The 24,971-nt window shown below is 58.0% G+C and carries 24 protein-coding genes; 6 read left to right on the top strand and 18 right to left on the bottom strand.

Annotated elements, in window-relative coordinates:
- Window positions 1-3: 3 nt before the first annotated feature.
- From I5192_RS03500 to I5192_RS03455, 10 genes are all read right to left on the bottom strand, one after another.
- The gene (locus I5192_RS03500) at window positions 4-606 is read right to left on the bottom strand and encodes an NADH-quinone oxidoreductase subunit C (protein WP_170424113.1); all 603 of its coding nucleotides are present in this window, start codon (window positions 604-606) and stop codon (window positions 4-6) included.
- An 11-nt stretch (window positions 607-617) separates the two neighbouring features.
- A complete protein-coding gene (locus tag I5192_RS03495) occupies window positions 618-1,151 on the bottom strand; it encodes an NADH-quinone oxidoreductase subunit B family protein (RefSeq protein WP_010442777.1) in 534 nt (177 codons plus the stop codon).
- A complete protein-coding gene (locus tag I5192_RS03490; RefSeq protein WP_010442778.1) occupies window positions 1,142-1,507 on the bottom strand; it encodes an NADH-quinone oxidoreductase subunit A in 366 nt (121 codons plus the stop codon). Before I5192_RS03490 ends, I5192_RS03495 begins: the two co-directional genes overlap by 10 nt.
- Window positions 1,508-1,689: 182 nt before the next feature.
- Entirely contained in the window at window positions 1,690-2,472 is a 783-nt protein-coding gene (locus tag I5192_RS03485) for a crotonase/enoyl-CoA hydratase family protein (RefSeq protein ID WP_223117774.1), read from the bottom strand.
- 3 nt (window positions 2,473-2,475) lie between these two features.
- Window positions 2,476-3,330 carry a hydroxymethylglutaryl-CoA lyase gene (locus I5192_RS03480; RefSeq protein WP_223117773.1) on the bottom strand — a complete coding sequence of 285 codons (855 nt, stop codon included), beginning with the start codon at window positions 3,328-3,330 and terminating at the stop codon, window positions 2,476-2,478.
- A gap of 79 nt (window positions 3,331-3,409) precedes the next feature.
- A complete protein-coding gene (locus I5192_RS03475) occupies window positions 3,410-5,338 on the bottom strand; it encodes an acetyl/propionyl/methylcrotonyl-CoA carboxylase subunit alpha (RefSeq protein WP_223117772.1) in 1,929 nt (642 codons plus the stop codon).
- A gap of 3 nt (window positions 5,339-5,341) precedes the next feature.
- Window positions 5,342-5,767, bottom strand: a complete 426-nt coding sequence (locus I5192_RS03470; RefSeq protein WP_170626412.1) for an ASCH domain-containing protein — start codon at window positions 5,765-5,767, stop codon at window positions 5,342-5,344.
- Between the two features lies 1 nt (window position 5,768).
- Window positions 5,769-7,376 carry a carboxyl transferase domain-containing protein gene (locus I5192_RS03465; RefSeq protein ID WP_223117771.1) on the bottom strand — a complete coding sequence of 536 codons (1,608 nt, stop codon included), beginning with the start codon at window positions 7,374-7,376 and terminating at the stop codon, window positions 5,769-5,771.
- Window positions 7,373-7,837, bottom strand: a complete 465-nt coding sequence (locus I5192_RS03460) for a lysozyme inhibitor LprI family protein (protein ID WP_223117770.1) — start codon at window positions 7,835-7,837, stop codon at window positions 7,373-7,375. The genes I5192_RS03465 and I5192_RS03460 overlap by 4 nt, the downstream gene beginning before the upstream one ends.
- Window positions 7,834-9,360: an AMP-binding protein gene (locus tag I5192_RS03455; protein ID WP_223117769.1), complete on the bottom strand. Its 1,527-nt coding sequence runs from the start codon at window positions 9,358-9,360 to the stop codon at window positions 7,834-7,836. The genes I5192_RS03460 and I5192_RS03455 overlap by 4 nt, the downstream gene beginning before the upstream one ends.
- 136 nt (window positions 9,361-9,496) lie before the next feature.
- Between I5192_RS03455 and I5192_RS03450 the strand changes: the two genes are divergently transcribed.
- Window positions 9,497-10,102: an OmpW family protein gene (locus I5192_RS03450; protein WP_170404039.1), complete on the top strand. Its 606-nt coding sequence runs from the start codon at window positions 9,497-9,499 to the stop codon at window positions 10,100-10,102.
- A gap of 47 nt (window positions 10,103-10,149) precedes the next feature.
- On the opposite strand, the gene I5192_RS03445 is transcribed toward I5192_RS03450, so the two are convergent.
- From I5192_RS03445 to I5192_RS03435, 3 genes are all read right to left on the bottom strand, one after another.
- Window positions 10,150-11,313, bottom strand: a complete 1,164-nt coding sequence (locus I5192_RS03445) for an isovaleryl-CoA dehydrogenase (protein WP_223117768.1) — start codon at window positions 11,311-11,313, stop codon at window positions 10,150-10,152.
- 163 nt (window positions 11,314-11,476) lie between these two features.
- Entirely contained in the window at window positions 11,477-12,667 is a 1,191-nt protein-coding gene (locus tag I5192_RS03440) for a DegT/DnrJ/EryC1/StrS aminotransferase family protein (protein ID WP_223117767.1), read from the bottom strand.
- Between the two features lie 39 nt (window positions 12,668-12,706).
- On the bottom strand, window positions 12,707-13,378 hold the full coding sequence (locus tag I5192_RS03435) for an HAD-IA family hydrolase (RefSeq protein ID WP_223117766.1): 672 nt from the start codon (window positions 13,376-13,378) through the stop codon (window positions 12,707-12,709).
- Window positions 13,379-13,512: 134 nt separating this feature from the next.
- Here I5192_RS03435 and glmU point away from each other — a divergent pair, with 134 nt between their 5' ends.
- From glmU to I5192_RS03420, 3 genes are read left to right on the top strand one after another with little or no spacing between them, the layout of a single operon-like run.
- Window positions 13,513-14,865 carry a bifunctional UDP-N-acetylglucosamine diphosphorylase/glucosamine-1-phosphate N-acetyltransferase GlmU gene (gene glmU, locus I5192_RS03430; protein WP_223117765.1) on the top strand — a complete coding sequence of 451 codons (1,353 nt, stop codon included), beginning with the start codon at window positions 13,513-13,515 and terminating at the stop codon, window positions 14,863-14,865.
- Between the two features lie 3 nt (window positions 14,866-14,868).
- Entirely contained in the window at window positions 14,869-16,692 is a 1,824-nt protein-coding gene (gene glmS / locus I5192_RS03425; protein WP_170736393.1) for a glutamine--fructose-6-phosphate transaminase (isomerizing), read from the top strand.
- Window positions 16,693-16,698: 6 nt separating this feature from the next.
- Window positions 16,699-17,382 carry a DNA alkylation repair protein gene (locus tag I5192_RS03420; protein WP_223117764.1) on the top strand — a complete coding sequence of 228 codons (684 nt, stop codon included), beginning with the start codon at window positions 16,699-16,701 and terminating at the stop codon, window positions 17,380-17,382.
- Here the strand turns inward: I5192_RS03420 and I5192_RS03415 are convergent.
- Window positions 17,370-17,783, bottom strand: a complete 414-nt coding sequence (locus tag I5192_RS03415; RefSeq protein WP_170404060.1) for a hypothetical protein — start codon at window positions 17,781-17,783, stop codon at window positions 17,370-17,372. The two genes, I5192_RS03420 and I5192_RS03415, sit on opposite strands and share 13 nt — an antisense overlap.
- Window positions 17,784-17,874: 91 nt before the next feature.
- Between I5192_RS03415 and moaA the strand changes: the two genes are divergently transcribed.
- Entirely contained in the window at window positions 17,875-18,882 is a 1,008-nt protein-coding gene (moaA, locus tag I5192_RS03410; RefSeq protein WP_170404063.1) for a GTP 3',8-cyclase MoaA, read from the top strand.
- A 1-nt stretch (window position 18,883) separates the two neighbouring features.
- Window positions 18,884-20,182: a 3-deoxy-D-manno-octulosonic acid transferase gene (locus I5192_RS03405; RefSeq protein WP_223117763.1), complete on the top strand. Its 1,299-nt coding sequence runs from the start codon at window positions 18,884-18,886 to the stop codon at window positions 20,180-20,182.
- A 74-nt stretch (window positions 20,183-20,256) separates the two neighbouring features.
- Here the strand turns inward: I5192_RS03405 and I5192_RS03400 are convergent, their stop codons facing one another.
- The 4 genes from I5192_RS03400 to argE are packed head-to-tail and all read right to left on the bottom strand — an operon-like array spanning window position 20,257 to window position 24,971.
- Window positions 20,257-21,420, bottom strand: coding sequence for a M20 aminoacylase family protein (locus tag I5192_RS03400; protein ID WP_170511235.1), 1,164 nt, complete (start codon window positions 21,418-21,420; stop codon window positions 20,257-20,259).
- 17 nt (window positions 21,421-21,437) lie between these two features.
- A complete protein-coding gene (locus I5192_RS03395; RefSeq protein WP_170397097.1) occupies window positions 21,438-22,601 on the bottom strand; it encodes a M20 aminoacylase family protein in 1,164 nt (387 codons plus the stop codon).
- 14 nt (window positions 22,602-22,615) lie between these two features.
- On the bottom strand, window positions 22,616-23,782 hold the full coding sequence (locus I5192_RS03390) for a M20 aminoacylase family protein (RefSeq protein WP_170397099.1): 1,167 nt from the start codon (window positions 23,780-23,782) through the stop codon (window positions 22,616-22,618).
- A 22-nt stretch (window positions 23,783-23,804) separates the two neighbouring features.
- Window positions 23,805-24,971 (bottom strand): acetylornithine deacetylase, encoded by a 1,167-nt coding sequence (argE, locus tag I5192_RS03385; protein ID WP_170397101.1) that lies wholly within the window; start codon window positions 24,969-24,971, stop codon window positions 23,805-23,807.

Raw genomic sequence — 24,971 nt, 5'->3', positions numbered from 1 at the left:
GACTTACGACTCCTGTTTTTCATCCCCCGGAAGAATGTAGTTCGCACCTTCCCACGGGGACATGAAATCAAATTGACGGTATTCCTGAACCAATGAGACCGGTTCGTAGACCACGCGCTTTTGCGCTTCGTCATAGCGGACTTCAGTATAGCCAGTGGTCGGGAAATCCTTGCGCAGCGGATAGCCGCGGAAACCATAATCCGTAAGGATGCGTCGCAAGTCTGGATGACCCGAGAACAGGATGCCGAACATGTCGAACACCTCGCGCTCGAACCAATTGGCAGAGGGGTGCACGTCCACGATTGAAGGCACCATGTCATCTTCTCGGATCGAGACTCGCAAGCGAATGCGCTGGTTCTGATACATTGACAGGAAGTGGTAGACCACATCGAACCGCTTGGCCCGTTCGGGGTAGTCGACGCCGGTGATGTCAACCAGGGTCGAGAACTGGCAGGTCCGCTCACTTTTGAGAAACTCAATGAATTCCACCAGATTCGAAGGAGCCACATCGACGTTCAGCTCGCCATGGGTCACATCCCAGGCCAGAACGCAATCTGCACGTTTCAGCTCCAACTGAGTGCCGAGTTCTTTGAGTGCTTCGCTCATCTACCTCTCCCTCAGCGTACGATGGTGCCGGTTCGGCGGATTTTGCGTTGCAGCTGCATCAGTCCATACAACAACGCCTCAGCGGTTGGAGGGCAGCCGGGCACGTAGATGTCCACCGGAACAACCCGGTCACAGCCACGCACAACGGAATAGGAATAGTGGTAATACCCACCGCCATTCGCGCAGGACCCCATCGAGATCACATAGCGCGGCTCGGGCATCTGGTCATAAACCTTGCGCAGCGCCGGGGCCATCTTGTTGGTCAGCGTTCCAGCGACGATCATCACATCAGACTGGCGCGGAGACGCACGAGGCGCGATGCCGAACCGTTCCGCGTCATACCGTGGCATCGACGTGTGCATCATCTCTACCGCGCAGCAGGCCAGACCAAAGGTCATCCAGTGCAAGGATCCGGTCCGCGCCCAGTTGATGATGTCCTCGGTCGAGGTCAGCAGAAACCCCTTGTCCTGCAGTTCCGCGTTCAGGGCCTGGGTGGCGACTTCCTTGTCGACGCCGGCGGTGTTTGCGCCCGTCATCACTCCCATTCCAGGGCCCCTTTCTTCCATTCATAGGCAAAGCCGATGGTCAGCACCGCCAGGAACACCATCATCGACCAGAACCCAACATCGCTGATGTCTTTGAAGCCAACGGCCCAGGGGAACAGGAAGGCGATTTCCAGATCGAAGATGATGAAGAGAATCGCGACCAGATAGAATCGGACATCAAACTTCATTCGCGCATCGTCGAAGGCGTTGAAACCACATTCATAGGCGCTGACCTTTTCGGGGTCGGGATTGCGGACAGCCAGGACCACAGCAGCCAGAATCAGTACGATTCCAAGGCCTACGGCAACGGCCAGAAACACCAGAATCGGGAGGTACTCCCGCAGCAGGTCTTCCACGTATAGCTCCTTTCCTGCGCAAGTCCCGAAAGGGTGCGCCGTCAATTGGCGATTTGACTGGACATTCTCTATCCCTGTGGGGTCAGAGGGTCAACCGAACAGAAACGCGCAGGTCGGCATTGTTACAATCATCCAGCGGGCTATTGCGGAGAATACTTCTGGAACAAAGTGATCGGCTAAACCTAACTAATCCATGCAGGTTTTCGTTTGTCGAAAAAGGCGCCGATTCCCTCTTGCGCCTCATCAGTTTCCCAACGCGCGACAAGCTGTCGAATGGTGTGGTCAATCACCGCGTCATCAATTCGCGGCCCAAGTGACTGGATCAGCTGCTTGGCCGAAGACACCGCACCGGGTGCACAGGACAGATAGGGAAGCACTTCAGCTTCGACCGCGTCGGCCAACGCCACAGCGGGCACCGCGCGGGTCAACAGGCCCAGTTCGACCGCTTCCGCCGCTTCGAACAGGCGGGCAGACATAAAGACGCGCCGCGAACGTGCTTCGCCCATTCGGGCAATGACATAGGGTCCAATCGTCGCCGGGATCAGGCCAAGCCGCGTTTCGGTTAGACCCATCTTCAGGCTTTCCACGCCGATCGCCACATCGCAGACCGAGGCCATCCCAACACCACCACCAAACGCGTTTCCCTGCAACGCGCCGATCAAGGGTTTGGGCAGCGTATTTAAGGCATTCAGCATCTCAGCCAGCTTGTGCGCTTCGGCAAAACGCGTCTCGGGATCGGCAGCCATCTGCGCCTGCATCCAACCCAGATCGCCCCCGGCGCAAAAGCTCTTGCCCGAGGCGGCCAGAACCACCACCCGCACCGCATCATCATTTGCCAATTGCCCAGCGGCCTGGGTTAGCTCTGCAATCATCTGCGCCGACAGTGCGTTGTGCTTCTCGGGTCGATCCAGCGTCAGAGTGGCCACGCCACGCGCGTCTGTGTTCAGCGTAATGGTCTCGAACATGTCTTATTCCGCCCGCATTGCCCGCGCCATGCGCGCCGCCTGTTCCAGAACCGGCACATCCAGACCGGTCTCATATCCCAACCGTTCCAGATGTGCGGCCACAGCTTCGGTTGCGACATTACCGGCCGCACCCGGCGCATAAGGGCAACCACCCAGCCCGCCCACGGAGGTATCAAATACCCGCACACCCAAGGCAAGCGAAGCGTCTATGTTGTCGATTGCCCGCCCGTTGGTGTCATGAAAATGTCCTGCAAGCCGGGTAACCGGCACTCGTTCGCGCACGGCCAGCAGCATATGAGCAATCTTGTCCGGCGTTCCCTGCCCAATCGTGTCCCCTAGCGATATCTCATAGCAGCCATGGGCAAACAGCGCGTCCGCCACCTCGGCCACCTTCTCGGGTGGGGTCGGGCCGTCATAGGGACAGTCGGTCACGCACGAGACATAGCCCCGGACGGGCAGATCAATATGTCGTGCCGCTTCGAGAATGGGCACAAACCGTTCGATGGATTCGGCAATCGTCGCGTTTATGTTCGCTTTCGAGAACCCCTCGGACGCCGAAGCAAACACCGCGATCTCATCTGCCTTGGCTGCGAACGCGTCCTCATACCCGCGCATATTCGGCGCCAGCGCAGCGTACCGCACGCCTTCGGTCCGTGTGATTCCAGCCATAACTTCACCGCTGCCCGCCATTTGCGGGACCCATTTCGGTGAGACAAAACTGGCAACTTCGATCCGGTTGAAACCGGCCCGGCTGAGGCAATCGACCAAGGCGACCTTCTCGGCCACCGGGATCTCGCGCTGTTCGTTCTGCAGGCCGTCGCGTGGCCCGACCTCGAATATTTCGACCCGTTCTTTCATCAGCGCATCCCTTCCCGGTTTCTTATCGTTTCAATTGCGGATGGCCCGACTTTGCCACGCAATCCGCGGGCCGAACAGATCAATCCTCGGCCAACCGAACCAACGCTGCACCGGCCTCGACCTGTGCCCCCGCCTCGGCCAGCACTTCCGCGACCACCCCATCTCGGGCGGCCAACAAAGAATGCTCCATCTTCATGGCTTCCAGAATGGCCAGCCGGTCGCCCTCTTTCACCGCTTGCCCTGCTGAGGCAAAGACGGCCTTGACCAAACCGGGCATCGGCGCCTCGATCACGTTGGTGTCGCCCGCCGCACTTGCATCGCGATCCAGAGGATCGATAACGTCAAACACCTGCCCGTAGTCGTCGAACACGGTGACCTGAGATCCTGCGATGGCGACGTTGGGCATTGGCTTTCCGTCAATAATCCAACCGCCATTTCGCTGCGCAATCACCTGCGCGCCGTTAACAGTCCAAACCTGCCGATGCGGGTTTTCAACCTGCACGTCCAAATCAATGACCTCTCCGTCGCGCATTAGCTGCACAGCCCGGTGCAATGCCCCCCAAAGGGTGAAGCCTGTCTCAGAGGCAGTCTCTATCAGGCCCAGCGCCGTCATCGCCGCAGCCACCGTTGACGCATGACCTGAATCAGCGACCTCTACCAGAGCCTCAAGATCGCGCCCGATCAGCCCGGTATCCACGTCGCCCGACGCAAACCCGCTGTGCCGCGTCAGAGCACCAAGGAAGGCGAGATTTGTGACAGTCCCGGCGACCTCGGTCTGGCGCAAGGTCCGGTGGAGATTTTCCAAAGCGACCGCGCGTGTCGGGCCATGCACCACGACCTTGGCGATCATAGGGTCGTACCATGGGCTGATCGCATCCCCGCCGCGCACGCCACTGTCGGCACGGCAGCCTTCCGGGAAGCGCAGATGAGTCAGCGTACCGGTCGCGGGCAGGAAGCCCTTGGGTACATCTTCGGCATAAAGCCTCGCCTCAAAGGAATGTCCGCGGATCGACAAATCGCCCTGCCGCTTCGGCAGGCTTTCACCCGCTGCTACGCGCAACTGCCATTCGACCAGATCAACGCCGGTAATGGCCTCGGTCACCGGGTGCTCGACTTGCAGGCGCGTGTTCATCTCCATGAACCAGAACCGATCCGGGCGCAGCCCGTCCGAGGCATCGACGATGAACTCAACCGTCCCTGCACCTTTGTAGCCAATCGCCTCAGCCGCGCGCGCGCCCGCCTGCCCCATCGCCTCACGCATCTCGGCAGTCATTCCAGGGGCTGGGGCCTCTTCGATCACTTTCTGATGTCGCCGCTGCAACGAGCAGTCGCGTTCAAACAGATGCACCGCATGGGTGCCATCGCCGAACACCTGCACCTCGATATGGCGGGGCTTGGCGACGAATTTCTCGACAAGTACAGCATCATTACCGAACGCCGTCTTTGCCTCACCGCGCGCGCTGTCCAATGCAGCCGAGAACTCCTCGGGCGCCTCGACCAGCCGCATCCCCTTGCCACCACCACCTGCAACGGCCTTGATCAAAACGGGATACCCGATGGTATCTGCCGCGCCAGCCAGATGTTCAGGGTCCTGATTGTCGCCATGATAGCCGGGGACGACGGGAACTCCTGCGTCCTCCATCAATACCTTGGCTGCATCCTTAAGGCCCATCTTGCGGATCGCGTCCGCCGATGGCCCGATGAAGGTCAGACCTGCAGCCTCGACTGCATCCACAAAATCCGGGTTTTCGGACAAGAACCCATAACCAGGATGGATCGCCTGCGCTCCTGTATCCAGCGCCGCCTGAATGATCACATCACCCTTCAGATAGCTTTCGGCTGGGGCCGCGCCACCAATATGCACCGCTTCATCCGCCATTTGCGCATGCTTGGCCGATGCATCAGCATCCGAATACACAGCCACACAATATACGCCCATCTTCTGAGCAGTTTCCATGACCCGGCAGGCGATCTCGCCGCGATTGGCAATCAGGATTTTGTTAAACATAGCTTACCCCTTAACCGCCAGATCTTCGACAAGGCGGAAGCGTTCGCACAGCAATTCCATCTCGGGATCGAACCCGCCATTGCGTTCGAAATACCGGCGATGATCCTCGCGCCATCCCTCAAGCGTTTCATTCTCACCCTCGGCCAACGCAAAGTCTTCGGTCACATCGCAATATCGGCAGGTCGAGACCTCGATAGTTTCGATCACCAAAGCCGGGCGATCATCCCATTCCAGTGCAATATCCTGCCGCCCAACGACCGGAATATCAGCACTACCTTCTGGGTAGTCTCGCAAAGCACCACATGTCGCCGTTTTTCGGCCTAATCTTACCAACGCCAGCAGCTCGGCGCTTAGCGATGCGCTGTCTCCAAACTTGAAGGTCTGCGCGCCCGGGTAGCGGGCCATTACTTCATTCAATGAAACGCTCATCTTACATCCTGAACACGCCGAAACGTGTCTCCTCGATCGGGGCGTTAAGTGCGGCGCTCAGCGATAGGGCCAGCACGTCACAGCTTTTGCGGGGGTCGATGATGCCGTCATCCCACAACCGCGCCGACGCGTAGAGCGGGTGGGATTGTTCTTCGAACATGTCCAGCGTCGGGCGCTTGAATTCAGCTTCTTCCTCAGCCGACCATGTGCCGCCCTGTCGTTCGAGCCCGTCGCGTTTGACAGTCGCTAGGACACCTGCAGCTTGCTCGCCCCCCATCACTGAGATACGCGAATTCGGCCAAGTCCACAGGAACCGAGGCTGATAGGCGCGTCCTGCCATGCCGTAGTTTCCAGCTCCGAAGGACCCTCCGACAAGCATTGTGATCTTTGGAACGCTCGTCGTCGCCACCGCCGTCACCATCTTGGCCCCGTGCCGCGCGATGCCTTCGTTTTCGTATTTGCGGCCGACCATGAAGCCGGTGATGTTCTGCAGGAAGACCAGCGGGGTTTTGCGCTGCGAGCACAGTTCGACAAAATGCGCACCCTTCTGCGCGGCCTCAGAAAACAACACACCGTTGTTGGCAATGATCCCGACCGGGCAGCCTTTGACATGGGCAAAACCGGTCACCAGCGTCTCACCAAATCGCGGTTTGAACTCGTCGAACCGAGAGCCATCGACCAGTCGTGCAATCACCTCGCGAATGTCATAGGGCGTGCGCAGATCGGCCGGAACTACGCCCAAAATTTCCTCGGGATCATAGGCAGGCTCTTCCGGTGTTTCGAACTGTAGGCCAGGCTTCAGCCCGGCACCCCCCAACGACCCGACGGCCCGCCGAGCCAAGGCCAACGCATGCGCATCGTCCTCGGCCAGATAATCCGCCACGCCGGACAGACGCGTATGCACATCGCCACCACCCAGATCTTCGGCTGTCACAACCTCCCCAGTCGCGGCCTTGACCAGAGGTGGTCCGGCCAGAAAGATCGTGCCCTGTTCTTTTACGATGATCGTGACATCGGACATCGCAGGCACATAGGCCCCGCCCGCCGTACACGAGCCCATCACGACGGCTATCTGAGCGATCCCCTTCGCGCTCATCCGCGCCTGATTGTAGAAGATGCGGCCAAAGTGATCGCGATCGGGAAACACCTCATCCTGATTGGGCAGGTTCGCGCCGCCGCTATCGACCAAATAGATGCAGGGCAGATGGTTTTCCTCGGCAATCTCCTGCGCGCGGAGGTGTTTCTTGACGGTCATCGGATAGTATGTGCCGCCTTTCACAGTGGCATCGTTGCACACCACCATGACCTCGCGCCCCTGCACTCGGCCAATCCCCGCGATCACCCCGGCACAGGGCGCGGCATCTCCATACATCCCATGTGCCGCCGTCGCGCCGATTTCCAAGAACGGAGAACCCGGATCGAGCAGGTTCGCCACCCGACGACGCGGCAGCATCTTGCCCCGCGATTCATGCCGCGCCCGCGATTTTTCACCGCCACCCATGCGGGCCGCTTCGGCGGCATCCGTAATATGTGCCAGCGCATCCAGATGTGCGGCTCGGTTCGCCTTAAACCCCTCAGAGGTTGGTATGGCTTTGGATTTTATTTTCATTCCATCTTCCCCAAGTCGCGCAATTCCACAGCGCGTTCAGCGGTTTCGGTCAGCAGGCAATTTGCGGCAACAATCGAGCGTATCGTTCCATCAGACCATATGCCGTAGGCCAGAGCACATTCAGCATCCCGAAACCCGATCCATGCGCGTTGAGCATCTCGCAACTGGTCCGAAAGTTCGGGACTTTGTTCAGCCAGTTCTGCTCGACGCTGTTTATACTGTTCGTTTAGAAATGAATCCCAAATTTGGGTTTCGGCTTGAATACACTCGGTGATGCCAAGGGTTGTTTCATTTCCCAGTATAGTTTGGCAGGCATTGGCAGCTGTACCGAGACATGATGACAAGCTATCGCCATGCTGCGTCTGAGAAAAACATTGTTGAATATACGACTGGTCTACCCAAGCGCCCTGAGCGGAAACAAGCGATGGTACTAGCATCGCAGCAAATGCAATTCGCATCATGTAATTGCCTCCCCTGCAGCCCGCGCCTTCAATTCCTTCCGGATCACCTTTCCCGTCACCGTCATCGGCAACTCTTCCAGAAAGGACACCTCACGCGGATAGGAATACTGCGCCAAACGGTCCTTAACCCAATTCTGCAACTCAGCGCCCGACGCCTCAGCCCCCGGCTTCAATACCACATAGGCCTTCACGATCTCGGTCCGCAGCTCATCGGGCTTGCCGACCACGCCCACCGTTGCCACTGACGGATGGGTCAGCAGGCAATCCTCGATCTCAGCCGGGCCAATCCGGTATCCTGCCGAGGTAATCACGTCATCATCACGACCGACAAAGCGCAGATAATCGCCCTCCCACACGCCACGGTCACCGGTGATCAGCCAATCACCTCGGAATTTCTCAGCCGTTGCTTGCGGATTATTCCAGTATTCCAGCAGCATTGAGGCCGAACCGCGCCGGATGGCGACGTCACCTTCCTCCGTCGTCGGTTGGCCATGATCGTCAATTACCGCCACCTCATGACCCGGCACCGGTTTACCGATACAGCCGGGGCGAACGGGGAAGTCCTCGGCGCAGGAGGATACGACCATGTTACACTCGGTCTGGCCATAAAACTCGTTGATCGTCAGACCAAACGCCTGCTGGCCCCAAGCCAACATCTCCGCGCCCAAAGGCTCACCCCCAGACGCCACCGACCGCAATCCCGGTATCGACTGATCCGCAGCTTTGAGCATCCGTAAAGCCGTCGGTGGAAAGAAGACGTTCCGCACCCCCGCCCGCGCGATCACATCGGCGCAGGCCTGTGGGGTGAATTTGTCCAACCGCGTGGCGACCACCGGAACGCCCAGCGCAAGCCCGGGCATCAGAACGTCGAACAAACCGCCGATCCACGCCCAGTCTGCTGGCGTCCACAGGCAATCCCCATCGCGCAAGTGATTGTGGCTGATCGAGACGCCCGGCAGGTGGCCCGTCAGCACGCGATGGCCGTGCAGCGCACCCTTGGGGCTGCCAGTAGTGCCGGACGTGTAGATTAGGACTGCCGGATCCTCGGGGCCGGTATCAGCAAAGGGCACCGGTTCCCCTTCCTGCCTAATCTCATCAACCAAAAGCGGTTGGGCCAATTCACCCAGTAACGCAGACCCTTCCGCATCGGTCAAAACGATCCGCGCACCTGCATCTCTGACACGCGACGCCAGCGCATCGTGCTTGAACAGCTTGAACAGCGGCACCGAAATCGCGCCGATCTTCCAGATCGCCAGATGCGCGGCGGCACACCACGGCGACTGGCTGAGCAAGACGCCAACCCGGTCTCCTGGCTGGACCCGAGCTATCAACGCGCGAGCGATGCCATCAACCATAAGCTCCAGTTCGCCAAATGTTACCACGCTCGGATCGCCCCGGGTCAGATCCAGCAAAGCAACCCGATCGGATTGTTGCGACAGGCATTGCTGCGCCATGTTCAGCCGATAAGGCATCGCCCAGCTTTGGTCGCCGCGCAAACCCGGTATGCGCTCAGCGGGATGCATGCTGATTTTCCCTTATTTCATTAGCGGTTGCAGCTAGCCTCCCCGCTTCAGCAATTTCCGGAGTTTGATGCAGATCAGAGCATTTCTGCGCCGCGGCATCCAAAACATCGGCATCAACGCAAGCAAAGGCACGAATATGACAAAGAAACTCGCCGCTTTGACCCTTTCTACCGCACTTGTCGCTCTGGCTGCCCCAGCCTTCGCCCAATCCCAAGGCGATTGGACAGTCGGTGTTGGTGTCGGCTATCTGGACCCCAAATCCGACAATGGGACTCTGGCCGGGTTCGACGCCGAAATCGACTCGGACACCCGTCCGATTTTCACCGTCGAATACTTCGTTCAGGACAATCTCGGGATCGAGCTCTTGGCCTCGACCCCCTACAAGCATGACGTCACTCTCGGTGGCAGCGTTGACGCGGGCAGCGTCAAGCATCTTCCGCCTACTCTGTCGCTGAACTATCACTTCCCGACCAATAGCGCGTGGAAGCCCTATGTCGGCGCCGGTCTGAACTACACCATCTTCTTCGAGGAAGACTCGCCTTTGGGCGATCTCGATCTGGACAACTCCTTCGGCGTTTCTCTGCAGGCCGGTCTGGATTACATGGTCACGGAAAAAGGCGCGGTGCGTCTGAACGTGCGCTGGTTCGACATCGACTCGGACGTCAAACTTGACGGCAACGACATCGGCACCGCCGAAATCGACCCGTTCCTGATTGGCCTGTCCTACGTTCATCGTTTCTGATCCAATCGCAAAAAGCCCCGTGGTTCAATGAACTGCGGGGTTTTCCATCACAACATCTCGTTCATCATTTCGCGCCCAATCAGCATGCGGCGGATTTCGCTGGTGCCCGCGCCGATCTCCATCAGCTTTGCATCTCGGAAAATCCGGCTGACCGGCGAATCCGACAGGAATCCGGCACCACCCAACGCCTGAACGGCTTGATGCGCCTGCACCATCGCCTGTTCCGAGGCATATAGGCAGCACGCCGCAGCATCCTGACGGGTTACATCCCCGCGGTCGCAAGCCTTGGCAACTTCGTAGACATAGGCCCGCGCCGAATTCATTGCTGTGTACATATCCGCGATCTTGCCTTGCATGAGCTGGAAGCTCCCGATCGGTTTTCCGAACTGCTTACGCTCGGCCAGATAGGGCATCACTTCATCCAAGCAGGCGGCCATGATCCCGGTTCCAATACCCGCAAGAACCACACGCTCATAGTCCAGACCGGACATCAGAACGGCTACACCCCGCCCTTCTTCGCCCAGAACATTCTCGAACGGCACTTCAACATCTTCAAAGATCAACTCAGCGGTGTTCGAGCCGCGCATGCCAAGCTTGTCGAAATGAGGCGAAGTCGAAAACCCGGTCATCTCTTTCTCGATCAGAAAAGCCGTGATCCCCTTTGACCCGGCGTCCGGATCGGTCTTGGCATAGACGACCAGAGTGTCTGCATCCGGCCCGTTAGTGATCCAGTATTTGTTGCCATTCAGCCGATAGTGATCGTTTCGCTTTTCTGCACGTAGCTTCATGGAAACCACATCCGACCCAGCCGAGGACTCGGACATAGCCAACGCCCCGACGTGTTCACCCGAAATCAGACGGGGCAGATATTTTTTCTTCTGCTCTTCTGTTCCGTTCAACTTGATCTGGTTCACGCACAAGTTCGAATGCGCGCCATAGGACAAAGATACCGAGGCCGAGGCGCGCGCCACTTCCTCAACTGCCACCGTATGCGCCAGATAGGACATACCGGCCCCGCCATATTCTTCAGGGACTGTGACGCCCAACAAACCAAGCTCACCCATCTCTTTCCACAGCTCATTCGGAAAGGCATTGGACGCGTCGATCTCGGCCGCCATCGGCTTGACCCGTTCCTGAGCCCAGCGGTGCACCATCTCACGCAAGGCGTTCACGTCCTCGCCCAGATCGAATTGCATTGTGGCCATAAACATGCAGGGCTCCTCCGATTGCATTAATGAACAAGCGTTCAATAATCAGATAGCAGCGTTTCCTCCTCGGGTCAATGACGACACGCAGGCCAACGCAAAACGCCGCCCGGCAAGGGGCGGCGTTTTCAGATAAATCGAGCGTGCGCTGAAAGCGCACTCCGCTGGACTATGACTGATAGACAGCGCTGACTTCAGCCCGGATAATGCGTGCAATTTGGGCACAATCTTCCAGCGAAAAGGTCAGTGGAACGCGCATATCCATGATCCCTGCCAATATCCGATCACTGACCGGCATCGGGGCGCTGTCGGCATAACGCCAACTGTCATAGCGTGAGGTAAAGCCCGACGGTTCAGTCCCCCCGAACCACTTCAGTTCGACCCCGCGCGCGGCGCAACGCTGGATTACCTCGGCAATGCGCTCGGGTGTCCAGTCCAGCAACAGGAATTGTATCGATGAACCGACATAGGTCTCAGCATCAGGCCGCTCCACCATCGTCAAACCCGGCGTTTCACGCAGGCCACGCTCAATCTCAACATAGCGTTCGTTCCAGCGCTGCACCTGCCGGTCCAGATCGCGCAACTGCGGGCGCAGGATCGCCGCACGCAGATTATCCATCCGGCCCGAGACATTGGGGGTGGTGTATTTGATCTGCTCGAACACCTCCGGCCCAGGCGCGGCCAGATGGCGTTCATAAAGCATATAAGACCCGGACAACATCGTAGCCTTGGCGGCCAGTTCCGGATCATCCGTGATCAGCAACCCGCCCTCGCCCGAATTGACATGTTTATAGGTCTGGCACGAGTAACATCCAATGGCCCCCTGCCGCCCAGACAGTTGTCCGCGCCACGCCGCACCCATGGTATGCGCGCAATCCTCGATCACGATCACGCCGGCGGCGTCGCACATCTGCATCAGCCGATCCATATCGCACAGATGCCCTCGCATGTGGCTAAGCATTAGTACTTTCGCCTGATCCAGCTTGGCCTCAAGATCATCCTGATCGATGGTCAGGGCTTCGGTCACACCAACAAAGACCGGCTTTGCCCCAACCGACGCGATCGCCCCCGGCACCGGCGCCAGAGTGAACGCGTTGGTCAAAACCGGATCGCCCGGCTTGACCCCCACCGCACGCAACGCAGTGGCCAAAGCGTAGCCACCCGACGAGACCGCCAGACAGTATTTCGCCCCCATCTGGGCGGCGAATTCCTGCTCCAACAAAGCCGTCTCGCTCAACTCGCCAGGGGCAACATTGTAGCGGTGCAAACGACCATGGCGCAAAACGGCCATGGCGGCCTCGATCGCCTCTTCGGGAATGGGTTCTTGCTGGGTGAAATTACCTGTGAATGTCTCAGTCATGAATCCGTTTTTATGCTGAGTGTTAAGCGGGTCAAGGGATCAGGCCGCCGCTCCGATCAAATCGGAGACCAGTTTCGGTAAATCATTAAAATGATGCAACAACGCCTCGGGCTCCAGCGCAGCCATCTCATCGCCCGACGGGCCGAATGTCACCAGTACCGACGGCACTCCCGCAGCCCGCGCCGTATTTCGGTCGGTATCTGAGTCGCCGACCAATACACAGTGGTCAGGGTGCCCTCCCGCGCGACGCGCTGCTTCGCGTAACGGTTCAGGGTCGGGTTTCCGCACCGGTAATGTGTCTGCACCGATCAGTGAAGCAAAGTGATCACGGACACCCATCCGGGTCAGCAGCAAATCAGCCAGGCCTTCGGGCTTGTTGGTGCAAATCCCCACGCCATAACCTGCATCTTTCAGTGTTTCGACGGCTTCAAGCGCACCGGGATAGAAATAGGTATGCGTATCGATCGCCTGCCCATAGACGTCCAAAAAGACCGGATAATAGGCTTCGACAACATCCGCATCATAGGCGCCGACCCGCTTCAATCCATGGGACAACATCAAGCGTGCACCGCGTACCGATACCGCCGCATCAAGCTCGGGCGACAGAACATCCCCATGACCCATCTCGCGAAAACAATGGTTTGCAGCGGCCAGCAAATCACCAGATGTATCCGCCAAAGTTCCATCCAGATCAAAGATTACCGTTCGCATGCTCACCTCCTGAACCGGCGGGATTCCGCCATGTCGTGTTGCAAACGGCAATCTTCTTTGATGGCTGAACCGCTTGCGCCTTTGCCCACAGCGGATAAAACGGGCGGCGACAAAACAAAAGAGAAAACGATTTCATGAGCACTGCCCTTGTCATTCTTGCCGCCGGAAAAGGCACAAGGATGAACTCTGATATTCCCAAAGTCCTGCATCCGATCGCTCAGGCTCCAATGCTGGTTCACGCCATGCGGGCCGGTGCTGTCCTGTCGCCCGAGCGCACGGTGATTGTTACCGGCCACGGTGCGGAAGCAGTCGCGCGTGTGGCTGAAGCCGAAGATGAAAACGCCAGCATTGCGGTGCAGGAAGAACAACTTGGCACCGCCCACGCGGTTGCGCAGGCGCGTGCAGCGCTGGAGGGCTTTCAGGGGGATGTGGTCGTCCTCTATGGTGATACCCCGTTTCTACAGCCCGACACCCTGCAGCGGATGATCGAAGCGCGCGCAAAAAACGATCTGGTCATTCTAGGATTCGAAGCTGCAGACCCCGCCCGTTATGGCCGCCTTGTGATGAACGGAGATGCCTTGGAGCGGATCGTCGAGTTCAAGGATGCCACAGATGAAGAGCGCACTATAACCTTCTGTAACTCAGGACTTTTGGCATGCGATTCCGAGACCTTGTTCTCACTGATCGATGCAGTTGGCAATGATAACGCCTCGGGTGAATACTATCTGACCGACGTAGTCGAGATCGCCCGCAGCCAAGGGCTGTCCGTAACTGCGGTTGCCTGCGACGAAGCTCAGACGCTGGGCATCAATTCGCGCACTGACCTGGCGGCGGCTGATGCGGTGTTTCAGGTGCAAGCACGTTCTGCATTGCTGGATCTGGGGGTCACTCTGATGGCCCCTGAAACCGTGTATCTGGCCGCAGATACCGTAATTGGACGCGACACTGTCATTGAACCCAATGTGGTTTTCGGCCCCGGAGTGACCGTGGAAAGCGGCGCAACGATCCGGGCGTTTTCACATCTCGAAGGCTGCCATGTCAGCCGAGGTTCGGTGGTCGGACCATATGCCCGGCTGCGTCCGGGTACAGAGCTGGCTGAAAACACCAAAATTGGCAACTTTGTCGAGATCAAGAACGCCGAAATCGCCGAAGGCGCTAAGGTGAATCACCTCAGCTATATCGGCGATGCCTCAGTCGGGGCGGCGACAAATATTGGTGCGGGAACCATCACCTGCAACTATGACGGCGTGATGAAGCATAAAACGACCATCGGGGAAAACGTGTTCATCGGATCGAACACGATGCTGGTGGCTCCGGTCACTCTGGGTGATGGCGCAATGACCGCCACGGGGACCGTAGTGACCAAGGATATTGAGCCAGACGCATTGGCCGTAGCGCGTTCCAAGCAGGAAAACAAACCCGGCTATGCGCGTAAATTGTTTGAAATGTTGAAGGCGAAGAAGGCTCGCCGCGACAAAGGAGCCTGAGTTATGTGTGGAATTGTTGGTGTTCTGGGCAGTCACGAAGCTGCCCCTATCCTGGTCGAAGCACTGAAGCGGCTTGAATATCGCGGTTATGACAGCGCCGGTATTGCGACCGTGAACGATGGCGCTTTGGGCCGCCGACGGGCCGTCGGCAAGTTGGTGAACCTAAGCGACCTTCTGGTTCACAACCCCCTTCCGGGTAAATCCGGTATCGGTCATACCCGCTGGGCCACCCATGGTGCCCCATCGGTTAACAATGCACATCCGCACAAGGCCGGGCCTGTCGCCGTAGTGCACAACGGCATCGTTGAAAACTATCGTGAATTGCGGGCTGAACTGGCCGATAATGGGGTCGGTTTCGTGACGGATACCGACACTGAAACCGTTGCCCTGATGACGGAAAGGTACATGTCCGAAGGTCTCTCTCCGGTCGACGCCGCGTTTAAAACCATTGATCGGCTTAAGGGCGCCTTTGCGCTCGCCTTTCTGTTCGACGGTCAAGAAGACCTGATTGTTGCGGCGCGCAAGGGCTCGCCCCTTGCAATTGGTCACGGCGATGGTGAGATGTTTGTTGGGTCTGATGCGATCGCGCTGGCCCCCCTGACGGATCGCATCACCTATCTTGAGGAAGGCGATCGGGCGGTTCTGACCCGCACTTCGCTTGAGATTCGAACCGAATCGGGAGAGCTTGCCAACCGCGAAATTCGGCAAATTCAAATCGATCAGACCCGTGCCGACAAAGGCGGCCACAAGCATTATATGGCCAAGGAAATTGCCGAGCAGCCTGTTGTGGTGGCCGAAGCCATCCGCTCGTATCTTCCGACCGGAGGCGATCAGGTTGTATTGCCCGGTGACGGTCTGGATTTCACCAAGCTGGACCGTCTGACCATGGTGGCTTGCGGCACGGCATTCTACGCTTGCCTGACGGCAAAATACTGGTTCGAACAGCTGGCCAAGATGCCGGTTGAAGTCGATATCGCCAGCGAGTTCCGCTATCGCGAACCTCCGATCTCGGACCGGACGTTGGCGCTGTTTGTAAGCCAGTCGGGCGAAACCGCCGACACGCTTGCTGCCCTGCGCTATTGCGAGGGCAAGGCGGACAAGATTGTCTCGGTCGTGAATGTCGCGGAAAGCTCGATTGCGCGCGAAAGCGATGTGGCGTTGCCGATCCATGCGGGTGTTGAGATCGGTGTTGCTTCGACCAAGGCGTTCACCTGTCAGCTTAGCGTGTTGCTGATGCTTGCCCTCAAGGCCGCTGCAGATCGAGGCACGCTTAGCGATGAAGAGATCGCCGATCACGCAGCCGCCCTTCGCGGTTTGCCGACTGTTCTGAATGCTGCGCTGGATCAGAACGACGCTATTCGCCAATCCGCCCAACGCCTGTCCGAAGCGCGCGACGTGCTGTTCCTGGGCCGTGGCCTCATGTACCCGCTGGCGATGGAAGGCGCGCTGAAACTCAAGGAAATCAGCTATATTCACGCCGAAGGCTATGCCTCGGGTGAGTTGAAGCACGGCCCCATCGCCTTGATCGACAAGCATATGCCGGTTGTTGTCATGGCACCACGCGACGCAGTTTTCGACAAGACGGTTTCGAACATGCAGGAGGTGATGGCGCGCAAGGGCAAGGTTATCCTTGTCTCGGATGATGACGGTATCGCTGAGGCAGAAGATGGAGTTTGGAGCACGATCCGTATGCCACATGTGCACACCAGCCTTGCCCCGATTCTCTATTCGGTGCCCGCGCAATTGCTAGCCTACCACACGGCGGTGGCCAAAGGCACAGATGTTGATCAGCCCCGTAATCTGGCAAAATCCGTCACGGTTGAGTGATCAGGCATGCAAGCCTATCTGGATCAGATCAAAGCCCATGCCGATCCTGAACGCGCAGAACAGGTGGCGGCCTATCACAAGGTAGACCGCACCTATCTGGGCGTTCCGAACCCGGTTTTGAATGATCTGACCAAGGCTTGGCGGCGCGAACTTGAAGTCATCGACCGCATCGCTGTCGCCGATGGCTTATGGCAGACCAACATTCATGAAGCGCGGGTCGCGGCAGCAAAGCTGCTGACCCAAGCCCGTATCCGACCGGATGACGCGGTGTGGGACCTGCTGCAAAGCTGGCTACCGGATTTTGACGCCTGGGCAGTGGCCGATCATGCCTGTATGGCGATGCAAAAGCGTCTTTCGGCTGATCCAACCCGGCTGGATCAGGTCGAACGCTGGACCACGTCGGGCCACATGTGGACCAAACGCGCCGCGCTGGTCGCCACATTGCCCTGGACCAAACAGAACCATCCCAAACCGAAAGACCTGGCATGCCGTGACCGTATACTCGGCTGGGCTGCCACGTATGTCTCCGATCGGGAATGGTTTATCCAGAAGGCCATCGCATGGTGGCTGCGCGAATTGTCAAAGCATGATCCAGAGCGCGTAGTCGCGTTTCTTGAAACGCACGGCGCAAACATGAAACCCTTTGCCCGCAAAGAGGCTGGGAAATACCTGCGCGCTCAGTCGGAATAGACTTCCAGTTCCACCAACTCGTCATATGGCACCAACAACGCGCGCATGGCTTCAAGCGACAGCCGTCCGCCACCGCCTTCGGGGCCTGGTGCGGGAACAAGCGTCACATAGGCCTGCGCACCCGTGCGCGGCACAACCACGCGGCCGTTGATTTCAGTTTGTACCAGAGGCGTCTGCAACCAGCGCCCCGGTGTGTTGGGATCGCCCAGCCCGGCAACGGTCGTTTTGGCGCCAGACCACCCTGCGGCAGCCACAGGCTCAGGAGTTACCTCCGTCGCCTCTGCTGTAACGGGTTCAGCCGCCGTCTCGTTGGATGAACTTCCGAACACCCGATCCGTCGTGGACCGAACGGCATCGCAACCGGCAACGAGGCTAAAAGCTAAAACCAAAGCATATTTCATAACACAAAACCTAGAGCGCTGCGCCTAACTGTACCAGTCCAAAACGCAGATGGCACTTGCCGCGAACATGCCTCCGCTTTACCTATGAGCCATGACAGCTCCGCTTATAGACCCGTTTGCCCGCGCCATCACCTATCTTCGCGTCTCCGTTACGGATCGCTGCGATTTCCGCTGCGTCTACTGCATGTCCGAAGATATGAAGTTTCTTCCCAAAAAAGACCTTCTGACTCTGGAAGAGTTGGATCGTATGTGCACGACTTTCGTCAATTTGGGCGTCGAGAAATTGCGCATCACCGGGGGCGAACCACTGGTTAGGCGAAACATCATGTCATTCTTCAACAGCATGACCCGACATCTGGACAGCGGCGCCCTGAAGGAGCTGACGCTGACAACCAACGGATCACAATTGCACCGATTTGCGGATGATCTTTACGCAGCGGGCGTGCGGCGCGTGAATGTATCGCTCGATACGCTGGATGAAGACAAATTTGCCAAGGTCACCCGATGGGGCCGCCTGAAACAGGTGCTGAACGGCATTGACGCAGCGCAGAAGGCTGGCCTGCGGATCAAGATCAACGCTGTCGCTCTGAAAGGGTTCAACGAGCCCGAGCTACCCAAGATCACCGAATGGTGTGCCGAACGTGATATGGATCTGACCTGGATCGAGGTGATGCCCATGGGCGACATCGGCAACGAAGACCGGCTGGATCAGTATTGGTCGCTCAAAGACGTCCGCAAGGAATATCAGAACCACTATACGGTCACTGATCTGGCCGAACGGACAGGTGGTCCGGCGCGGTATGTCAGGCTTGAGGAGACCGGTCAAAAGATCGGTTTCATAACGCCACTCAGCCATAACTTCTGCGAAAGCTGCAACCGCGTGCGCCTGACCTGCACTGGTGAGATCTACATGTGCCTTGGCCAGGAAGACATGGCTGATCTGCGCGCACCCCTGCGCGATCATCCCGATACCGAGAAACCGTTGGAAGACGCGATCCGCGCAGCCATCAATCTCAAGCCCAAGGGCCATGATTTCGACTATTCCCGGCAAGCCGTCGACGGTCAGATGAGCCGCCACATGAGTCATACGGGCGGCTGAGATGCCCGGCACACCCGCGCAGCCAACGCTGCTGTACAAACTGTACTGCGGCCTCATTTCAATGGCCGAACCCTTGGTTTGGCGAAAAGTCCGCAGCAAACTGCACGCTGCGGGCGTTCCCGAAAGCCGCCAGCAAGAACGGCTTGGCCATGCCAGTTTGCCGCGCCCAGATGGGCAGCTGATCTGGTTTCACGCGGCCAGTGTGGGTGAAAGCCTATCGGTTCTAAGCCTGATCAACCGTCTGGGGCAGCGCCTGCCGAATGCTGAGTTTCTCATCACCTCAGGCACCCCGACCTCGGCGACGTTGATTGCCAAGCGCTTACCTGCGCGGACGCGCCACCAGTATCCGCCATTGGACAGCGCCGCTCCGGTGCGCGAGTTTCTGGACCACTGGAAACCCGATGCAGGCATCTTTGTAGAAAGTGAAATCTGGCCCCGGCTGATCGTAGAGGCCGCAAATCGCGGCACGCCACTGGCGCTCTTGAATGCCCGGCTATCTGACAAGTCAGTGGACAGTTGGAACAAGCGCCCGAACACTGCGCGCTTCATTCTGGATCATTTCAAGGTATTTCTGACCCAGAACGACAAAACCGCCGCTAATCTGATCGCAATTGGTGCCGACGCGGATCGCGTACAGCCCGGCACCAACCTCAAGGCCATGTCTGACCCGCTGCCCGTAAATCAGGATGTCCTGACCAAAACCCAAGCGCAGATAGATGGTCGCCCGCTGTGGATTGCCAGTTCGACCCATACAGGGGAAGAAGAAACGGTTCTGGCAGCCCACAAAGCGTTGCTGCAGCGCTGGCCCGACCTGCTATTGCTGCTGATCCCTCGCCATCCGGAGCGTGGAGACGACGTTGCTAAATTGGTGAGTGATGCTGGTCTTTCGCATGCACGACGCAGCGCTGATCAACAGATAACATCAGACATACAGGTCTATGTCGCGGATACATTGGGTGAAACCGGAACCTGGTACGTCCTCTGCCCCATTGTTTTCCTGGGGGGGTCGCTGAAAGAGATCGGCGGCCACAACCCGTTCGAACCAGTTCAGGCGGGGGCTGCGGTGATCACCGGTCCCGGCTATTTCAATTTTGCCGAGACATTTGAGCCGCTCATCAAAACAGGCGGCGCCGTCCGGGTCAACTCGGCCAATGCATTGTCAGATGCTGTCACCCTCTGGCTGTCGGACAAAGCCGAACTGCACACCGCTCGAATGGCAGCCGATGCCTGCGTGAAAACACAGAGTTCGGCTTTGGATGCGGTGATCGAAACGCTCTGCTCCCGCCTGTCTCTCGGCTGACAAAATACACCGATCTCTCTTCATCAGGCTAAAAATACCTCGGGGGTGTGGGGGCAGAGCCCCCACCCTTCCCATCAAGCAGCAGGCATCCGCTGCTCAACAATCTCGGCCCACCAACTACACCCGGCAGGAATGGCCTCGTCGTTGAAATTATACTCGGGATGATGAACCATGGCCGTATCTCCATTGCCCACCAGAATATAAGCCCCCGGACGCTCTTCGAGCATAAAGGCAAAATCCTCACCCCCCATGACAAGGGGCGCCTCGTCACAGCTGCCCGAGACCGATTTCGCCACCTCGGCCGCGAAATCGGTCTGCTCGTCACTGTTCACCATCACCGGATAGCCACGAATATAGGTCACATCCGCCGTGCCACCAAAGGTCGCTGCAACTCCTGCGCAAATCTCGTTTATCCGTTTCTCGGCAAGATCGCGCATCTCTTTGCTCATGGTGCGTACGGTGCCTTTAATCTGCACTGTTTGAGGAATGACATTGAACGCCTTCGAGGAAGTCTCGAACGATGTCACAGACACCACGACCTGATCGATCGGGTCGGCATTGCGCGAGGCAATCGTCTGCAACGCCAGAACCGCCTGCGCGGTCATCACGGTCGTATCCACGGTCTCCTGCGGTTTCGCGGCGTGGCCACCGCGTCCTTCAAAGGTGATGTCGAACTGATCGGTCGCGGCAAAGAACGAACCCGGACGGATCGAGAAGCTGCCGACCGGACGGCCCGGCCAGTTGTGCATGCCGTAGACTTCCTGAATGTTCCAGCGCGCCATCATGCCGTCTTCGCACATTTCGCGACCACCGCCGCCACCTTCTTCAGCGGGCTGGAAGATCACCACTACAGTACCGTCAAAATTACGCGTTTCCGAAAGGTATTTCGCCGCCCCGAGCAGCATCGCCGTATGTCCATCATGGCCACAAGCATGCATCGCCCCATCGGTTTTCGAGGCGTAATCCAACCCCGTCGCCTCGTGAATCGGCAGCGCATCCATATCAGCACGCAGACCGATGACTTTGCCACTCGAGTCTGATTTGCCCTTGATCACACCGACAACCCCGGTGCGACCGATCCCGGTAACGACCTCGTCGCAGCCGAACTCTTTCAGTTTGTCCGCGACCAAAGCACTGGTGCGGTGGGTTTCAAACAGAATCTCGGGGTTTTCATGAATATCCCGTCGCCATTCGGTGATTTCGGCCTGCAATTCGGCAAAGCGGTTCTTAACTGGCATGTCTTCTCTCTCCTAATTCAAGCCGCCGGCATCCGGCGCTCGACCATTTCGGCAAACCATGAGCAACCCATCGGGATGATCTCATCGTTGAAATTGTATTCAGGGTGGTGCAGCCCGGCGCTGTCGCCATTGCCCAGCACGATGAAGGCCCCGGGGCGTTCTTCCAGCATGAACGAGAAATCCTCGCCCCCCATCACCATCGGCGCCTCATCACAGCTGCCACCTACGGAAATGGCAGCCTCAGCGGCAAATTCCGTCTGTTCTTCGGCGTTGATCGTCACCGGAACTCCACGCGTGTATGAGACTTTGACAGTGCCACCGAAGGTTTCAGCAATACCCTCAGCCACCTCGCTTAGCCGCGTCTCGATCAGGTCGCGCATTTCGTTCGAATGCGTTCGTACAGTACCGCGCACCTGCGCCGATTGAGGGATCACATTGAACGCTTTGGATGAGGTCTCGACCGAAGTCACAGACAGAACCGCCTGCAAAATAGGGTCCGCGTTACGCGACACGATGGTTTGAAGTGCCACGATCAGTTGCGACAACATTACTGTAGTATCAATTGTTTCATGCGGTTTCGCCGCGTGGCCGCCTCGACCTTCCAGATGAATGTCGAACTCATCCGCAGCCGCCAGCAGCGGACCAGACCGGATCGCGAACTGCCCCGTCGGCACACCTGGCACATTGTGCATGGCATAGACTTCCTGAATGCCGAACCGATCCATCAGACCGTCTTTGCACATCGCCTCGGCCCCATTGCCGCCTTCTTCCGCTGGTTGGAAAATCACAATGGCCGTACCGTCGAAGTTCCGCGTCTCAGACAAATATTTCGCCGCGCCCAACACCATCGCCGTATGGCCATCATGGCCACAGGCATGCATGGCGCCATCGGTTTTCGAGGCATAATCAAGGCCCGTCTGCTCCTGCATCGGCAGCGCGTCCATATCGGCACGCAGGCCGATCACACGACCCTGCGTGTCGGTCTTGCCCTTGATGACGCCAACAACACCGGTGCGGCCAATGCCCGTCACAACCTCATCGCAACCGAACTCTTTCAGCTTTTCAGCCACCAAGGCGCTGGTGCGGTGGGTGTCATAGAGGATCTCAGGATGTTGATGAATATCCCGCCGCCAACCGGTGATTTCTTCGTGCATTTCGGCAAGTCGGTTCTTGATTGGCATCTGATCCTCCCAAATCAGGCGACGGGTAATCGTCGTTCCACCAGCTCTGCAAACCAGCTGCAACCGGCGGGAATGGCGTCGTCGTCGAAGTTGTATTCCGGGTGATGGCACATGGCCGTGTCCCCGTTTCCGATAAAGATGTAGGCTCCGGGCCGTTCTTCAAGCATGTAAGCAAAATCTTCTGACGGCATGATTGGATCGGTGCTGTCATTGACCTTGCCTGCCACGGCCTGCGCGGCCTCAGCAGCATAGATGGTTTCATCGTCCGAATTCACCGTCACCGGATAGCCCGGTGTCCACGTCATCTTAGCCGAAGCTCCAAATGCCGAGGCAGTGTCCTCGGCGATCCTGCGCACGCGTTCTTCAGCGACCTTTCGATATTCTGGGTCAAGTGTACGAACAGTTCCCCGCAACCGCACCGTATGGGCAATCACATTCGAGGCCACACTATCGGTTTCAAAAGTCCCGACGGTCAGCACCACCCTTTTGATAGGGTCCACGGTACGCGACACCACTGATTGTAAAGCTACAACAATGTGCGACGCAATCAGCGTTGTATCTAGCGCCTCATGCGGGGCGGCAGCATGACCGCCTTTACCCGTTACAACAATTTCGAATTCATCCGAAGAAGCCAGCAATGCGCCTGGTCGAATGGCAAACTCACCAACCGGCATCCCAGGCATGTTGTGCATGCCATAGACTTCTTGAATACCCCAGCGCTCCATCAGCCCGTCCTGACACATGGCCAGACCACCTGCCCCGCCTTCTTCGGCAGGCTGGAAAATCAACACAACGGTACCGTCAAAATTCCTCGTCTCAGCCAGATACTGCGCCGCGCCCAACAGCATCGAGGTATGACCGTCATGACCACAGGCATGCATCTTACCAGAAACCGTCGAAGCATAGTCCAGCCCCGTCGCCTCTTCTATGGGCAGCGCATCCATGTCGGCACGCAGCCCGATAACACGGCCTAGCGTATCCTGACGTCCCTTGATGACGGCAACCACGCCAGTCTTGCCGATGCCGGGCGTGATCTCATCCACACCGAACTCCTTCAGTCGGTCGACCACAAACCCTGCCGTTTCTTCCACATCATACATCAGCTCGGGATGCATATGCAGGTGACGGCGCCATTTGGTGATCTCGCCATGCATTTCGGCGAGCCGGTTCTTGACGGGCATCTTTAACCTCTCCTTTGAGATGTTATTCGCAGAGCCTCTTTACCAGACGCTCCATAAATTTTTGACCTGCGTTGAATTGAGAAATCGTAATGAACTCATTCGGCTGATGGGCCTGCGCGATATCACCTGGGCCGCAGATAACAGCGGAATAACCAGCTTCCTGAAACTGCCCCGCCTCGGTGCCATAGCTTACCACATGTGTCGCATTGTCACCGGTGAGCGCGCGCACCAGCGTCTCAGCCTCGCCATCTTCTTCAGGCACAAGACCTGGGATCGAAAAATGCTCGGACAGCTCGATCCGGGCGTCGGGATGAACCGCTTGCATCCGCGCCTCGACTTCACGAACCTTATCGAAATAGGCCTTCTGCCAGACCGATTTTTCATCGTCCGGAACGGTGCGGAAATCCATCATGAAGCGACAGTCTTTGGCAGTGATATTATGCGCGGTTCCGCCTTCGATCATACCAACATGGCAGGTAGTCCAAGGCGGATCGAACACTGACGCAATGTCTGAAGGTTGCGCCGCCATATTCTCGGCGTTCCGATCATTGGCCCAATTGATCAGCGGCGCGGCCTCCATGATCGCATTGACGCCTGTGTGCATGATTGAGCTGTGAACTTCGAACCCCACCACATGCGTGTCAAAGCCAAACCCGCCCTTATGGCCGGTGACGGCCTGCATCATCGACGGCTCGCCCACAATCACGGCTGATCCTTTGGGCAGAACCTCCTGCATGTGGGCGATCATCGGCGGCGCGCCGGTGCAGCCAACCTCTTCATCAAAGCTCAACGCCAGTTGCAGGGGGCGTTTGGTGTCAGCGTGATGCGCCTCGACCAAGGCCCAGATCGCCAGCGCGTCAAAGCCCTTCATGTCGCAGGTGCCACGCCCGAAATACTTGCCATCTTTCTCGGTCACGACAAATGGATCGGTGTCCCAAGGCTGGCCATCGATGGGAACAACATCAGTGTGACCTGATAGGACAATCGCGCCCTCTTCCCACGGGCCGACATGCGCGAACAGAGCCGCCTTATGCGGCTGATCCGGATCAGGCCAACGATGCGGTTCGATCCCGTGGCTTTGCAGATACGCCTCGACCCAATCCACCAGCGGTAAATTCGTATCGCGACTGACAGTCGGGAATGAGATCAGCTTAGTCATGATCTCTAGCGGAGACAGGCGCTCAGCCAT

Origin of the sequence: Ruegeria sp. SCSIO 43209 (genome assembly GCF_019904295.1) — a bacterium.
GTDB lineage: Bacteria > Pseudomonadota > Alphaproteobacteria > Rhodobacterales > Rhodobacteraceae > Ruegeria.
The sequence above is the reverse complement of the archived record's forward strand: the minus strand, read 5'-3'. Positions and strand labels throughout refer to the sequence as shown.